13 protein-coding genes and 1 pseudogene are annotated in these 14484 nt (G+C 35.5%); 11 read left to right on the forward strand and 3 right to left on the reverse strand.

Going from position 1 to position 14484, the window contains the following annotated elements:
- Nucleotides 1-38: 38 nt before the first annotated feature.
- Nucleotides 39-3590: a PAS domain S-box protein gene (locus EKM01_RS11175; RefSeq protein ID WP_126768350.1), complete on the forward strand. Its 3552-nt coding sequence runs from the start codon at nt 39-41 to the stop codon at nt 3588-3590.
- A gap of 71 nt (nt 3591-3661) precedes the next feature.
- Here the strand turns inward: EKM01_RS11175 and rsmG are convergent, their stop codons facing one another.
- The gene (gene rsmG / locus EKM01_RS11180) at nt 3662-4291 is read right to left on the reverse strand and encodes a 16S rRNA (guanine(527)-N(7))-methyltransferase RsmG (RefSeq protein WP_126768352.1); all 630 of its coding nucleotides are present in this window, start codon (nt 4289-4291) and stop codon (nt 3662-3664) included.
- 106 nt (nt 4292-4397) lie between these two features.
- On the opposite strand from rsmG, the gene EKM01_RS11185 reads away from it, so the two are divergent.
- The 5 genes from EKM01_RS11185 to EKM01_RS11205 all read left to right on the forward strand — a co-directional run bounded on the left by EKM01_RS11185 (nt 4398) and on the right by EKM01_RS11205 (nt 9076).
- Complete coding sequence (locus EKM01_RS11185; RefSeq protein ID WP_126461676.1) at nt 4398-5492, forward strand: acyl-CoA desaturase; 1095 nt, start codon at nt 4398-4400, stop codon at nt 5490-5492.
- Between the two features lie 99 nt (nt 5493-5591).
- Complete coding sequence (locus EKM01_RS11190; protein WP_126562842.1) at nt 5592-6794, forward strand: pyridoxal phosphate-dependent aminotransferase; 1203 nt, start codon at nt 5592-5594, stop codon at nt 6792-6794.
- 235 nt (nt 6795-7029) lie between these two features.
- Entirely contained in the window at nt 7030-8190 is a 1161-nt protein-coding gene (purT, locus tag EKM01_RS11195; RefSeq protein ID WP_126554641.1) for a formate-dependent phosphoribosylglycinamide formyltransferase, read from the forward strand.
- Nucleotides 8191-8456: 266 nt separating this feature from the next.
- Nucleotides 8457-8609 (forward strand): hypothetical protein, encoded by a 153-nt coding sequence (locus EKM01_RS14845; RefSeq protein WP_231507376.1) that lies wholly within the window; start codon nt 8457-8459, stop codon nt 8607-8609.
- 143 nt (nt 8610-8752) lie between these two features.
- Nucleotides 8753-9076, forward strand: a complete 324-nt coding sequence (locus EKM01_RS11205; protein ID WP_126461666.1) for a DUF6370 family protein — start codon at nt 8753-8755, stop codon at nt 9074-9076.
- 38 nt (nt 9077-9114) lie between these two features.
- Here EKM01_RS11205 and EKM01_RS11210 read toward each other — a convergent pair whose 3' ends face one another.
- Nucleotides 9115-10758, reverse strand: coding sequence for a hypothetical protein (locus tag EKM01_RS11210; RefSeq protein WP_126768354.1), 1644 nt, complete (start codon nt 10756-10758; stop codon nt 9115-9117).
- 173 nt (nt 10759-10931) lie between these two features.
- Here EKM01_RS11210 and fabD point away from each other — a divergent pair, with 173 nt between their 5' ends.
- The 3 genes from fabD (at nt 10932) to EKM01_RS11225 (ending at nt 12862) form a co-directional block, all read left to right on the forward strand.
- A complete protein-coding gene (gene fabD / locus EKM01_RS11215) occupies nt 10932-11807 on the forward strand; it encodes an ACP S-malonyltransferase (protein WP_126768356.1) in 876 nt (291 codons plus the stop codon).
- 117 nt (nt 11808-11924) lie between these two features.
- A complete protein-coding gene (locus EKM01_RS11220; protein WP_197037213.1) occupies nt 11925-12176 on the forward strand; it encodes a hypothetical protein in 252 nt (83 codons plus the stop codon).
- Between the two features lie 509 nt (nt 12177-12685).
- Entirely contained in the window at nt 12686-12862 is a 177-nt protein-coding gene (locus tag EKM01_RS11225) for a chromate resistance protein ChrB domain-containing protein (protein WP_126461656.1), read from the forward strand.
- A gap of 28 nt (nt 12863-12890) precedes the next feature.
- Here the strand turns inward: EKM01_RS11225 and EKM01_RS11230 are convergent, their stop codons facing one another.
- Nucleotides 12891-13646 carry an NUDIX domain-containing protein gene (locus tag EKM01_RS11230; RefSeq protein WP_126554637.1) on the reverse strand — a complete coding sequence of 252 codons (756 nt, stop codon included), beginning with the start codon at nt 13644-13646 and terminating at the stop codon, nt 12891-12893.
- Between the two features lie 303 nt (nt 13647-13949).
- On the opposite strand from EKM01_RS11230, the gene EKM01_RS11235 reads away from it, so the two are divergent.
- Nucleotides 13950-14159: a hypothetical protein gene (locus EKM01_RS11235; RefSeq protein ID WP_126768357.1), complete on the forward strand. Its 210-nt coding sequence runs from the start codon at nt 13950-13952 to the stop codon at nt 14157-14159.
- Nucleotides 14160-14210: 51 nt separating this feature from the next.
- Nucleotides 14211-14474, forward strand: a pseudogene (locus tag EKM01_RS11240) (glycoside hydrolase family 3 N-terminal domain-containing protein); the annotation flags it as partial.
- Between the last annotated feature and the right edge of the window lie 10 nt (nt 14475-14484).

The raw sequence follows: 14484 nt of genomic DNA on the forward strand, positions 1-14484 counted from the left end.
CGAAATAATTGTTAATTAATCAATTACACCAAGAACCTATGCCTGTATTTGACAAGAAAAAAATAAGCGAATTATTTGAAAACAGAACTATTCAAGAGGAATTCAATACGGTTTTATTATTTGCATCCGAGGTATGCGAGATGCCTCTTGCATTTATTTCATTAACAGACTCTATTAGTCCCATAATAGTTACAAAAATAGGTTTTGATTATATTCCCATCTCTCCTACTATTATTGCACTTAATGAGAATACCATCCAGCAAAATAAAATTAAAATTATCTCAGACATTAATAAAGACATTGATGCTCCTCCCGAAAATTTAAATTTAATAGCTTTTTTTGCGGGTTTCCCTATATGTTTTAATGAAAATCTAGTCATTGGAACTCTTTGTATTATGGATACTAGCCCTAGAGAGCTTTCTGTAATGCAGTTAAAACATCTAAAATATACTGTGCTACAAATCCAATCTTTATTAAAATTACATATTGAAAACCAGAGCTTACAAAAAACAATCAAAGAACAGGACACTCAATTTCAATTATTTATTGACAATTCAAAAGAAATTACTTACGAGCTTAACCTAGAAGGAATAATCACCTATGCTTCAGACAACTGGACTAAATACCTAGGCTATGAGAATAAAGATATTTTAGACAAAAGCAATACTTCTTTTTTACATCCTGACGATTTAGAAAATTGTAAAACTTATTTAAGTGAAGCAATTGAAACCGGAAAAAACGAAAGTGAATTTACCTATAGAATTCTTCATCAGGAAGGTTATTATGTTTGGCATTCCACACGTTTAAAATTATCTCAAAAAAATGGTCTGCCAATTTTTATAGGAAACTGTAGAGACATTACGGAGTATATTGAAATTCAACAAAAGCTAGTATTACAAAAAGAATTTTATGAAAAAATATTGGACAGGCTCCCAACGGATGTCGCCGTTTTTGACAGCAGTCATACCTACACGTATTTAAATCCAGCCGCTATAAAAAAAGAGGAGCTACGAAAATTCATTATAGGAAAAAACGATTTTGAATATGCAAAACATACTGGCAGAGATGATGCCTTTGCAAAAACAAGACGCATCCATTTTCTAGAAGCCATAGAATCCAGGAATACAATTGAGTGGGAGGATACTATAGAACATCTTGATGGCACAAAAACCTATCATACCCGAAAACTAACTCCTGTTTTTCATCAAGATGAAACCCTAGAAATGATGGTAGGATTTGGTGTAGATATCACTGAAAGTAAAAAAACCCAGCAAGAAATTATTAAAAGCAGACAGCTTACTAAAAGTATAATCTACAATATAGCTGTGGGAATTATAGTCCAAGGCCCTGACTCAGAAATATTAGAAAACAACAAAGCAGCCTGCGAAATGCTAGGACTCACAGAAGACCAATTACTTGGAAAAACATCCTACGACGAGCACTGGAAGACAATTCATCTTGACGGTACTTTATTTAAAGTGGAGGATCATGCAGTCCCTCAAGCAATCCAGACACTAAAGCCAATAAACAATGTCATTATGGGAGTCTATAATCCCACACTTAAAAATTTAGTATGGTTGTTGGTTGATGCCGTACCCGTACTTGGAAAACACAATGAATTACTTTTCGTAATATGTTCCTTTATTGACATATCGGCACAGAAAAAAGCAGAAGATGCTTTAAAAGAAAGTAACGAGCGCTTTTCTTATTTTAGCAAGGCTACTTTTGATGCCATTTGGGATTGGGATTTGACCACTGACAAAATTTATGTCGGAGATGGGTTTAAAACGCTTTTTGGTTATACATTTAAGAAAAATGTACTAGCAGCTAGTTTGCTTAATAATTTTTTACATCCGGATGAGAAAAAAGCTGTTTTTGAAAGTCTAGATGTGGCTGTTAAAAGTCAAAATAATGTGTGGTCCCATGAGTATCGTTATAAAAAAACAGATACTTCCTATGGATTCGTAAATGACAAGGCCATAATCATTCGAAACAATGAAGGTAAAGCCATACGGATGATTGGTGCAATGCAAGAGATCACTAAGGAGAAGATACTCAAAGATGAATTACAACAAAGCCAAGAACAGTTTAAAGATGCTTTTGAATATTCGGCAGCAGGAATGGCGTTAATAGACATTGATGATAATTTTGTAGAAGTCAATGAAAAACTTTGTGAAATATTAGGCTATTCTAAAAAGGAATTTGCGTCCTTAACCTCTCAAGAAATAACTTATCCAAAAGATTTAAAAAATGATTTTATTTTGAAAGAGCAATTAAATTCCGGAAAAATCTCTAATTTCAATTTAGAAAAAAGATTTATTCATAAAAATAAATCTGTCATTTGGATGTATATATCTGCTTCAATAATTAAAAGCAGTCGAAACAAAACGAAACGTCATATTTTCCAGATGATCAATATAACAGATCGGAAAAGGATTGAAAAACAAAACAAAATATTATCCGAAGAAAATAACAGGATCAAAACCATTCAGCTCAACAAAGCTAAAAATTTATACCGTCTTTTAGCTGATAACACCGTTGATTTAGTTTGCTTGCATAATACAGACACCTCTTTCAAATACGTTTCTCCTTCTATTGAAAAACTATTAGGATACACCCCACAATCTTTAATAGGGAAATTTCCTGTAGATTATGCCCATCCTGACGATATTGAGGAACTTCAAAGTCACATCATAGGCTTTCTAACAGAAATGGAAGACATAGCAATTCAGATCCGGTTTAGAAACATAAGCGGCGATTATATTTGGTTTGAAATTAAGGCCAATTTAGTTAAAGAAAATGGTGTTACAATTAGCTTTCATTCCTCAAACAGAGAAATTACCACCCAAAAAGAAGCCGAAGAAAAAATTGAAAAAGCATTACTGAAAGAACGCGATTTAAATGATCTTCGCACGAATTTAGTATCCACAATTTCACATGAGTTCAGAACGCCTATGACAACCATCAGAACTAGTGCTGAACTAATAAGTCTTTACTTAGAACATGAAAAAATAGAAAATGCTCCCCGTTTGCAAAAAAGAATTGATTGTATTATTGAAGAAATTGATCGCATTGTTCAATTGATGAATGCCGTGCTAACGATCTCAAAAGAGGACTCCGGAAAAACGAATTTCGATCCTACCGAATTTGATTTAAAACAAATTTGCCTGGATGTGATCGAAATAAGTTATCCCGATCAATTAATTGGAAGAAAAGTTCAAACCTCCATCAAAGGCGATAATTTTCGAGTTATGGCAGATCAAAAACTGATGGAATATACTATTTTCAACTTATTAAACAATGCCTTTAAATATTCAGAAGGCTTTGGTGATATTGAGCTAAATTTATGTGTCATCGAAAAAACTATTTGTTTAGAGATTATTGATTTAGGTATTGGAATTCCAGCCGAAGATCAACCAAAATTATTCAATACTTTTTTTAGGGCCAGTAATACCGATGGAATCCAAGGAACTGGATTAGGCCTCTATATCGTAAAAACATTTACAGAAAAAAACTCAGGAACAATTCAACTTGAAAGCAAATTAGGAAAAGGAACTAAGGTAACCCTTGAATTTCCAGTACACAATTAGAAGGAATCTCAACCAGCAGAGATTCCTATTTCCTGAAAAAAAGCCGTTTGAGACAAAATTATTCTATGTTTCTAAACCACAAACTTCAACGGCACGTGGATTACTTTCTTTGTTTCAAAGAATTCATCTTCAAAAAAATCAGCTAAATTATATTCCGTCGCTTTAGGGAAACCCTTTAATTCTTCAGTTAAATCGCCTCCTTTTAAGTACAAAATTCCGTTTTTCAATTCGTGTTTGTTGTTCTTTTTGATTTTGGTTTTCACCCAAGAAACAAAATCCGGCATATTGGTCACGGCACGACTCACAATAAAATCAAAATCTCCTTTTACATTCTCTGCTCGCATTTGCTCAGCTTTAACATTTTTTAATTCCAATCCCTCGGCAACAGCCTGAACCACTTTTATTTTTTTTGCAATAATATCTATCAAATAAAAACGCGTTTCCGGAAAAAGAATCGCCAATGGAATTCCAGGGAATCCACCTCCTGTTCCCACATCAAGGACATACGTTCCCGGTTCAAATTGTATGATTTTGGCAATCCCCAACGAATGCAAGATATGTTTGGTGTATAAGGCATCAATATCTTTTCTGGAAATAACATTTATTTTTTCGTTCCAATCATGGTATAAAAAATCCAATTTTTCAAACTGTTCTTTTTGAATATCCGTTAAATTAGGAAAATGCTTCAGAATCTCATTCATCTTTTAATTTTTTAACAAAAGTAATACTTTAGAGTTAAAATATTTATCTCAATTTTGTATATCCAAAAATTTATAATAATTACCTTTGACCTTTATTGATTTTTTTATGACAGATACGCTACCAACATTTGCAAAACAAGATAGCCTGAAATTTTTCAGAACACTTAACTCACGGGTAAATACTTACTTTAAAGAAAACAACATCCAAAAGACTGGAAACTGGAAACTTTATTTAAAAACTATCATTTTGATTACGGTTTTCCTGGCGCCTTATTTTTTAATTCTGACATTAGGTATGCCTTTTTGGGCACATCTTCTATTAACAATTGTTATGGGAATTGGAATGGCTGGAGTGGGAATGAATGTCATGCATGATGGAAATCATGGCTCCTATTCCAATAAACACTGGGTCAATAAATTTATGGGAGGAACTATTTATGTTCTGGCAGGAAATGTCTACAACTGGCAAGTTCAACATAATGTTTTGCACCATACGTACACAAACATTCCAGGTCACGATGAGGATTTAGATGCCGGACGTGTGATTCGTTTTACAAAAGAAGCAACATGGTATAATTTTCACCGTTTTCAGCAATATTATTCGGTATTTTTATATGGATTATTAACGTTCAACTGGGCTATTACAACTGATTTCAAGCAGATGAAAAGCTATTTAAAGCGAAAATTATCTTACGGAGAAGCAAAAAGCCCAAAAATACTTTGGACCACTTTAATTATCACTAAAATAATTTACGTTTCTATTTGGATCGTGTTACCAATCGTTATTGGAATCACATGGTGGAAAGTTCTTATAGGATTCTTCCTCATGCATTATACCGCAGGACTCATATTAAGTGTTGTATTCCAATTAGCACACGTTGTCGAAGAAACGACCAATCCTTCTCCTAATGAATTAGGAGAAATGGATAACACTTGGGCGATTCACCAATTGTTTACCACCACCAATTTTGCACCAAAAAATGCCATTGTCAACTGGTACACCGGTGGATTAAACCACCAAATAGAGCACCATATTTTCCCAAATATCAGTCACGTGCATTATGGGAAAATTGCGAGTATCGTAAAGCAAACCGCCCAAGAATGCAACTTGCCGTATTACGAATACAAAACGATGCGAAGTGCTGTTATTGCTCATTTTAAGCATTTGAAAGAATTGGGAATGAAACCAGAACTTACATAATCATTCAAAATCACAACATCTAGAGATGCTCTGCAGTGCATCTCTACATTGCATCTTTACAGTGTATATATACTAATAAACTAACTACAACCTATTACAATGAATCCATTATCCGATAGAATAAACAATTTATCTACATCTCAAACATTAGCAATGGCAGCTTTGGCCAGAGAATTAAAAGCACAAGGAAGAGACATTATCAGTTTAAGCTTAGGCGAACCAGATTTCAATACGCCAGACTTCATCAAAGAAGCGGCAAAAAAAGCGATTGACGAAAATTATAGCACCTACTCTCCAGTAGAAGGATATGCTGAATTAAAAGAAGCCATTTGCAGAAAATTCAAAAGAGACAATAATTTAGAGTACAAACCCTCTCAAATTGTAGTGTCAACCGGAGCAAAACAATCGTTATACAACATTGCTCAAGTAATGCTAAACGACGGTGACGAAGTAATTTTACCGGCTCCTTACTGGGTTTCGTATTTCGAAATCGTAAAATTATCAGGCGGAGTTCCTGTAGAAGTACCCACTTCTGTAGATACGGATTTCAAAATCACACCAGAACAATTAGAAGCAGCAATTACACCAAAAACAAAAATGATGTGGTTTAGTTCCCCTTGTAACCCAAGCGGATCGGTGTACAACAGAGACGAATTAACGGCTCTTGCCAAAGTGTTGGAAAAACACCCACATGTATATGTTGTTGCTGACGAAATCTACGAGCACATTAATTTCTCCGGAACTTTTTGCAGCATCGCATCCATCCCGGGAATGTTAGAACGAACAATTACCGTGAATGGAGTAGCCAAAGCTTTCGCTATGACAGGTTGGAGAATTGGATATATTGGCGCACCAGAATTCATTGCAAAAGCGTGTACAAAAATTCAAGGTCAAGTAACAAGCGGTGCCAATAGTATTGCACAACGTGCTACCATTACTGCTGTTGATGCTGATCCAAGTGTTCTAAAACACATGGTGGACGCTTTCCATAGCCGTAGAGATTTAGTCGTTGGATTATTAAAAGACATTCCAGGAGTAAAAATCAACGTTCCCGAAGGTGCTTTTTATGTATTCCCAGACGTTTCTTCTTTTTTCGGAAAAACATTAAAAGGAACGTTTATCAAAGACGCCAATGATTTCTCTATGTATCTTTTGGGCGAAGCCAATGTAGCAACCGTAACCGGTGACGCTTTTGGAAACCCAAACTGTATCCGTTTTTCTTACGCAACAAGCGAAGAATTGCTAATTGAAGCCTTACGCCGAATCAAAGAAGCTGTAGCTCTTACTGAGGTTCCTGCATAATATAAAATTTGTTTCAAGTTTAAAATAGTTTAAGGTTTAAAGTTTTAACGCTTTAAATTTTAAACTATTTTTTTTTGGGGCATGCCCCGCAGAAAAGGCGGGTCGGGCTATCCGTTGCAATCTTTTTTATTACCTTCGCTATCGCTGCGGGAATACAAAGGATTTCCACTACTATCCCTCATGCAGTAAGAACAGCTCGCGAGATGTCCCTAGCTATACCTAACACAATAAAAACATGAAAATACTACTTCTCGGCTCAGGCGAATTAGGAAAAGAATTTACAATCGCTGCACAACGCATAGGGCAAATCGTAATTGCGGTGGACAGTTACGAAAATGCACCCGCCATGCAAGTTGCCCATGATTTTGAAGTCATCAATATGCTCGACGGAGAAGCCCTAGACCGCGTCGTCGCCAAACATAAACCTGATTTTATTGTTCCCGAAATAGAAGCCATCAGAACCGAGCGTTTTTATGACTATGAAAACCAAGGAATTACCGTAGTTCCTTCTGCGAAAGCGGCAAACTTCACGATGAACCGTAAAGCGATTCGAGATTTAGCATGTAAAGAATTAGGATTAAAAACCGCAAATTACCGCTACGCCACTACTGCCGCGGAATTACAAAAAGGCGTTGAAGCCGTTGGAATGCCGTGTGTCGTCAAACCATTAATGTCTTCGTCCGGAAAAGGACAATCCACCATAAAAACCGAAGCCGATATCGAAAAAGCATGGAAGTATGCCGTGGAGGGTTCCCGTGGCGATGTCGTAGAAGTGATTGTAGAAGCATTTGTCAAATTCAATTCGGAGATTACTTTATTAACGGTGGTACAAAACAATAATCCAACACTTTTTTGTGCGCCAATTGGCCATAGACAAGAACGTGGCGATTATCAGGAAAGCTGGCAACCCGCCAGAATTTCCGACAAGGATTTGTACGAAGCGCAAGACATGGCCGAAAAAGTAACCGAAGCTTTAGGTGGTGCAGGACTTTTTGGAGTCGAATTTTTCTTGACTGATGACGGCGTTTATTTCTCGGAATTATCGCCTCGTCCGCATGATACCGGAATGGTAACATTAGCCGGAACACAAAACTTCAACGAATTCGAATTGCATTTACGCGCTATTTTAAGTTTGCCTATTTTTGAAATCACATTAGAAAAAGCGGGAGCCAGTGCAGTCATTTTAGCTTCGGAAAACTCCACAAATCCAACGTACTCTGGCACCGAAAAAATTGCGGCTTTACCTAAAACTGATTTCAGAATCTTTGGCAAACCAACTTCAAGACCGTACCGCAGAATGGCAGTGGCTTTAGTAAGTGATACCGTAGAAACTCCAATTGAAGAAGTGGTAGAAAAAGCAAAAAATGCAGCAAGGTTGATTACCGTGCATTCGTAATTACATTTAATAAACTTCCAATATTATACCGAAAACAAGATGAAAAAAAAATTCGCTAAATCAGTGTTATCAGCGTTCCTTTTTATCATCTTGTGAATTATCACCTAACCATTCGAAAGTTCTTCTGGAACCTTTAAATACCTTTGATAAAAAAATACCGATGTCTAATTCTATCGTAGACATCCTGAATAATGATTACCCACACTGCCTTCAAGGGAAAGTTTTCAAAGAAAAAAAATATTTGCTTACACATAGGATTTCCAAAAATGAATGAATATTGCCTCCATGGTCACAATAAATTCGAGAAAGAACCGGGTTATTTTCATGGTGCAATGTATGTTAATTATGGTCTGACGGTAGCACAAGGTATTGCCACATTTGGCCTTGCTCAATTCTTTTTTGCCGAAAGTTTTGATTGACGAATCATTCCAATTATTGCAGTTGTCATTATTGAAATGGCTTCTATTAACATTCCTCTTTCCAGATTAATATGAATTTACATGTTTAAAAATTATTCGATGTAAAAAACGAGTATCTTAGCTAAAGCAAAAAACAATCAATTATGAAAAAGTTATTATACTTAACCCTTTTGTTCGTTGTAACATTAGCAAGTGCTCAGGATAAAGATAAAAAAGAAGAACCAAAACCACAAATTGTTGAGGCTGCTTGTGGTCAATGCCAGTTTGGAATGGAAGGACACGGTTGTGAATTAGCCGTTCGTGTGGATGGAAAATCTTATTTTGTTGACGGTAGTTCAATCGATTCGCACGGAGATGCACACGCCAATGACGGTTTTTGTACAACAATACGAAAAGCCGAAATTGTTGGTAAAATTGTAGACAATCGATTCAAAGTAACTTCTTTTAAATTACTGCCAAAAAAATAAAAAAAGGGCTAAAAGAAAATTCTTTAGCCCTTTTTTTATTACTTCGATTTCATACTCGCTTCCAAATTGATATTCTCAAAACTTGAAACATCAATAACTTCTTCCATGTCTACATCAAAAGAAATTTTCACACTGTCACCCACAATTGTTACTGGCAATTGATTGGATATTTGTGACGAACCCACAAAAATATTAGGGTAATCTTTCACCTTAAAATAATAAAAGCTATTCCCGTTTTTCACATCATTCTGAATTCTCGTTACTACTGATTTTACTGATTTTTTATTAGAAACACTATTTGGGTTTATTTTATTATCCGACATATTGTAGACATTTTTAAACGAAGTCAAGGTTTCTCGCATTGTATTGCCGACGCCCACAATCGTATAATCTGAAATGGCCACCATCGCAAACATTTTAACTAATCCGCCGTTATCTTTGAGCGTCATCGCATACGTGGGAATGTTATTGATATTATACGGAATAGGCAACGACGCTTTATATCCTTTCTCCTGAACTTTCCCTTGTGCCGAACTTTGAGCCGCAAATTCCGTCGCGCCACTTTGTTTGTAAAAAGTGGTTTCCTTCGTTCTGGTGTCCACCAAAACAAAACCTACTGCAGATTCTTCTTTGCCCACCGAAGTCAATCCTGTGTACCAATAAGATTTATTGTCTTTTCCGTACACCAATGTCATTCCTTCTGTAATTTGCAGTTTATCCTGATTAGAAAAATTCCAATAGCCGTGAACATATTCACCCCAATCATTCAACTGATTTTCTATAAAATCCAAAGGCTGAATTCGATCCACCCATTTTGGCGTTTTAGCAATTGAATATTCATTTATAACTCCAGATTGTGCATCAACCACAATAACTCCCGTAGCTTCTTTTCCTGAAAAACCAATTTTTTTCACATATTTAGTGACAATCCAAAACGGATTTCCAGCATCATCAATTTCAAAACTAAAATCAGCCAGACCAACAGTAGCATTTCCATTAAAATAAACGTGTCTGTGAATGTCACTTTGGAAGTAAGCGCCTTGCTGGTATTTAATCTTAATGTTCTTCCCTCCTACACTCTGAACTAATTTCACATCACGTTCATTGGTTGCAGAAACCATAACATATCCCGCAGTTCCTCCTTGGTTGTTAAACCATTTTAAAAAACCTGAATGCAATAAAGGCGCAACCCAGTACAAGTTATTATTTACTTTCTGTATACAAAAATCACCTAATTCTACTTGGCTCCCCAAAGCGGGTTGAGAACCTAAAATTTTCTCTCCCAAAAGATGGGCTAGTTCCTCATCGACCACACGGATTTTATCAATTGAAATTGGAGCAATATGATTCGTAATTTTTTGTCCGTTTTTAACCTCGCCTATTAATTTTTGATACGAATCGCTTCGGAACATTTTTAGGCTGGTTATAAAAGGAAGCGCAACACAATACGCTAAAAGCAATCCTACCAAAACAAACAAAATCTTGTTAGGCTTGGAAACAATCTTGACTTGCTTTGTTTGCTGAGAAATAGTCAAACCAACCGAAAATAAGATCCCTATTACTAACAACAGTAATAAAATAAAAGCAAAACCAGTAAATCCATAATTGATTACCGGAAGGTTGCCATAAAACAATAAAAAACTAAAAAGGAGTAAGAAAGCTATTGATAAAATCTTTTTCATAAAACTAAGTTTTAAATATTAGTCTTTAATACTCCTAAATGTTACACTAATAAAAGTGTCAATTTTAAAGAAAACAATAACCCTATTTACAATACCGCAAAAAACAGTATTTTTGCATTCTGATTGGAATTCATTTTTCAGTCTTTAATTTTTTCAATCTTTAAAATAAAAACATGAAATCATACGTATTTCCAGGTCAAGGCGCGCAATTCACAGGAATGGGTAAAGACTTGTATGAAAATTCTGCTCTCGCAAAAGAATTATTCGAAAAAGCCAATGCAATTTTAGGTTTCCGCATCACAGACATCATGTTTGAAGGAACAGCCGAAGAATTGAAAGAAACCAAAGTGACACAACCGGCCGTTTTCCTGCATTCGGTAATTTTAGCAAAAACATTAGGGGAGGATTTCAAACCAGAAATGGTAGCGGGACATTCATTGGGTGAGTTTTCAGCTTTAGTAGCTAATGGTACTTTATCTTTTGAAGACGGCTTGAAACTGGTTTCTCAAAGAGCTTTAGCTATGCAAAAAGCCTGCGAAATAAAACCATCTACAATGGCAGCAGTTTTAGGATTGGCTGACAACATTGTAGAAGAAGTTTGTGCTTCGATTGACGGAATTGTAGTCCCTGCAAATTACAACTGCCCGGGACAATTAGTGATTTCAGGAGAAACATCAGCAGTGGAAAAAGCGTGTGAAGCGATGAAAGGCGCTGGTGCAAAACGTGCATTATTGTTGCCTGTTGGCGGTGCTTTTCACTCTCCAATGATGGAACCGGCTCGTGAAGAACTGGCCGCAGCTATTGAAGCAACAACGTTCTCAACTCCTATTTGTCCGGTATATCAAAATACAACAGCCAGTGCAGTATCAGACCCCGCAGAAATTAAGAAAAACCTAATCATTCAATTGACAGCTCCGGTAAAGTGGACACAATCAGTACAGCAAATGATCCAAGACGGAGCAACCTCATTTACTGAGGTAGGCCCTGGAAAAGTATTAGCAGGATTGATCGGGAAAATTGACAGAGACGCTGTTACCGCTAATGTATAAAATAGTGGTAATTGGTGTCCAATAAACGAAATTTCCCCAAACTTATGTTTGTAGCGATTTTGTTTATCTTTATACGATGAATGTACTCAATTATCAATTTTTTAAAATGAAAATATAATGAAAAAAGCACTTTTAGGATTAGTATTTGTTGCCACTTTAATGACTTCTTGTAAAGAAGAAACAAAAGAGGAAGTGAAAGAAGCTAGAGAGGCCATTAGTAATGAAATGGAAGGAGCTATCGATACTGCGGCGGTAAAAGTTGATGCTGCCGCTGATTCTACCAGAATAAAAGCAGGAGAAATTCTTAAAAAAGGAGCTGACAAAATAAATCAGGCTGCTGAAAAACTGAAGGAATCCGGAAAAGAATAATTCAAAAACAAGGCTGCCCGGAAAGTAATTCCCAGACAGCCTTGTTTCTAAATTGAGTATACAACCCGTCATCGAGTGGCATACTGTAAATTAATAAAGAGGTACAACGTTAAATCTTGGAAAACCGGGTTAAAATTCAAGAATTAATTTCAAATAAAAATAAGCTCAAATGGTTCATAACATTACGATTCTACCCGAAGTTATCGGGAGTTCAAATCTTCTATCGCGCACAAAATTCAAATAGCCAAAGTCATTTAATTTTAGAGGTTAGTTTGGTTCTACAATTGACAACCCTCAATTTATTGATTCGAATATCCTAAAGTCATATTAAAGAGACTGATATTTATTTGTTTTATCTTTTTTTGTATCTAAAGATATATTGTCGAAATAATCAATCTCTAATCTTAGCTCTTGAACTGTTGATTTGTAAATATTTTTTTGAAACCTAGATAAATAAATGTAGATTCCCTTACTATTTAAGGAGCAAAATTTCCTTTATATTATTTCAAATGAAATGGATCACTAGAGAACGCCCTAAAATTGATAGAATAGCCAGTCCTTGGTTGATCAAAACTTTTATAGACAAAAACGCTGAAATAATTTATAAATTGTTATTTCTTCAAATCCTGCATAAAATGGTTAGAAAACAGTTCCTAATCGCCCACAAAAAACTTCATTATTTCTAATGAAGTTTTTTTATGCCTTTTCTTTAATTTACCACCCCTGCGTCAACCCGTTTTTAACAACCTCTTCGTATTTTTCTTTATCAAAACGGTATAAATTAGGGGCTTTGTGGGCTACATTACTTTTCTTCTCGTCCAGCTTATTTAATATCCCAATTGCCATTATCTTACGTAAAAAATTTCTACGGTCGAGTTTTCTGCCTAAGATGGTTTCATATAATTTCTGCAACTCAGGAATCGTGAATTTTTCGGGTAATAAATTATAGCCTACCGGCATTAAATTCAATTCCATGCGGAGTGTTTCTAATGCTTTATCTAAAATTTCCTTGTGATCTAAAACTAATTCCGGCACCGCATTATGGTCAATCCATTCCACCGTTTCATTGTTACCCTCGGGTTGCGGAATCGTTTTTAAAAAATCAACCAAGGCATAATACCCAACGGTTACAAAACGACTGGCAAACCATTTGCCTTCCGCTAAAGGTATTCCGTAAAAATCTAAAACAGTATTACTGACATCAACATTGCACCTTCTGGCTGCTCCAAAAGTTGAAAATTGTCTTAGAAAAATCCCCCTTAGTCCCGTTCTACCATTCAAAACAGTGACAGCAGCCTGATCAATATCCTCATTTATAGGCACAAAACCACCGGGCAAAGCCCATTTATCACTGTACTTTGTTTTTATCAATAACACTTTTAGCTGATTGTCATGAAATCCAAAAATCACACAATCTATTGATAAACCGGGCTGATAGTTTTCCTTATTGTCTAAAATATTTTTTAACATGTACTTATTTTCTGATAATTAAAGTATAATTTATTAGTGTTGCAATTTAGCTCATTTTTATAAGAAAATTAAAGAACATCACTTTTTCAAAACTCTCAATGCAGTGTTTTTCTATTGAAAAGAAAAAACACTGCAATAATAGTACAAATCGATTGTGTAAAAACACATCTGTACTAAAAATAGTCTAAAAAAATTATGCAAAATGCATTACGAATCAAATAAACATGCACAATGCTTCAAAATAACACATTTAATTAACGAACCCAATAATTCAAAAACAACCCAGTAAAAGACGAAAAAAAAATGTTTTTATTACTTTTTGGACTGATATCAATCTCCCAATCGCATGCTCAAGATGTAGATTATCGCACTAAGGCAAAAAAACTAGTAGCTAAAATGAGTTTAGAAGAAAAGCTTTTTTATGTTCCGGCGAAACCGATTAGTCCACAAAAGCTGTTCAATACTGGATATTCCTACTATTTTTATGACGGATGGACCGTTTGGTTTGCGTAAAGCAGAAGGTTTCGACTTTACTAATAGTGTCCCTTCCATTGTTTTCCGACTGCATCGGCACTTGCTTCGTCCTGGAATCCAGCATTGGTACAAAAAATGGGTGAAACCCTAGAAATCGAATCTCAGACTAACGATCTTCAAATAGTATTAGACCCCGGAGTAAATATGAAGCGATCGCCTCTTCTCGGAAGAAACTTCGAATATTTTTCTGAATATCCAGTTTTAGCCGGAGAAGTTGCTGTTAGTTTTATCAATGGTCTTCAAAGTCAAGGCGTGGGAACTTCCATGAAAAATGCCATCATAACTTTAATATGATGGCATTTTT

The organism is Flavobacterium sp. RSP46, assembly GCF_003984825.1.
Lineage (GTDB): Bacteria > Bacteroidota > Bacteroidia > Flavobacteriales > Flavobacteriaceae > Flavobacterium.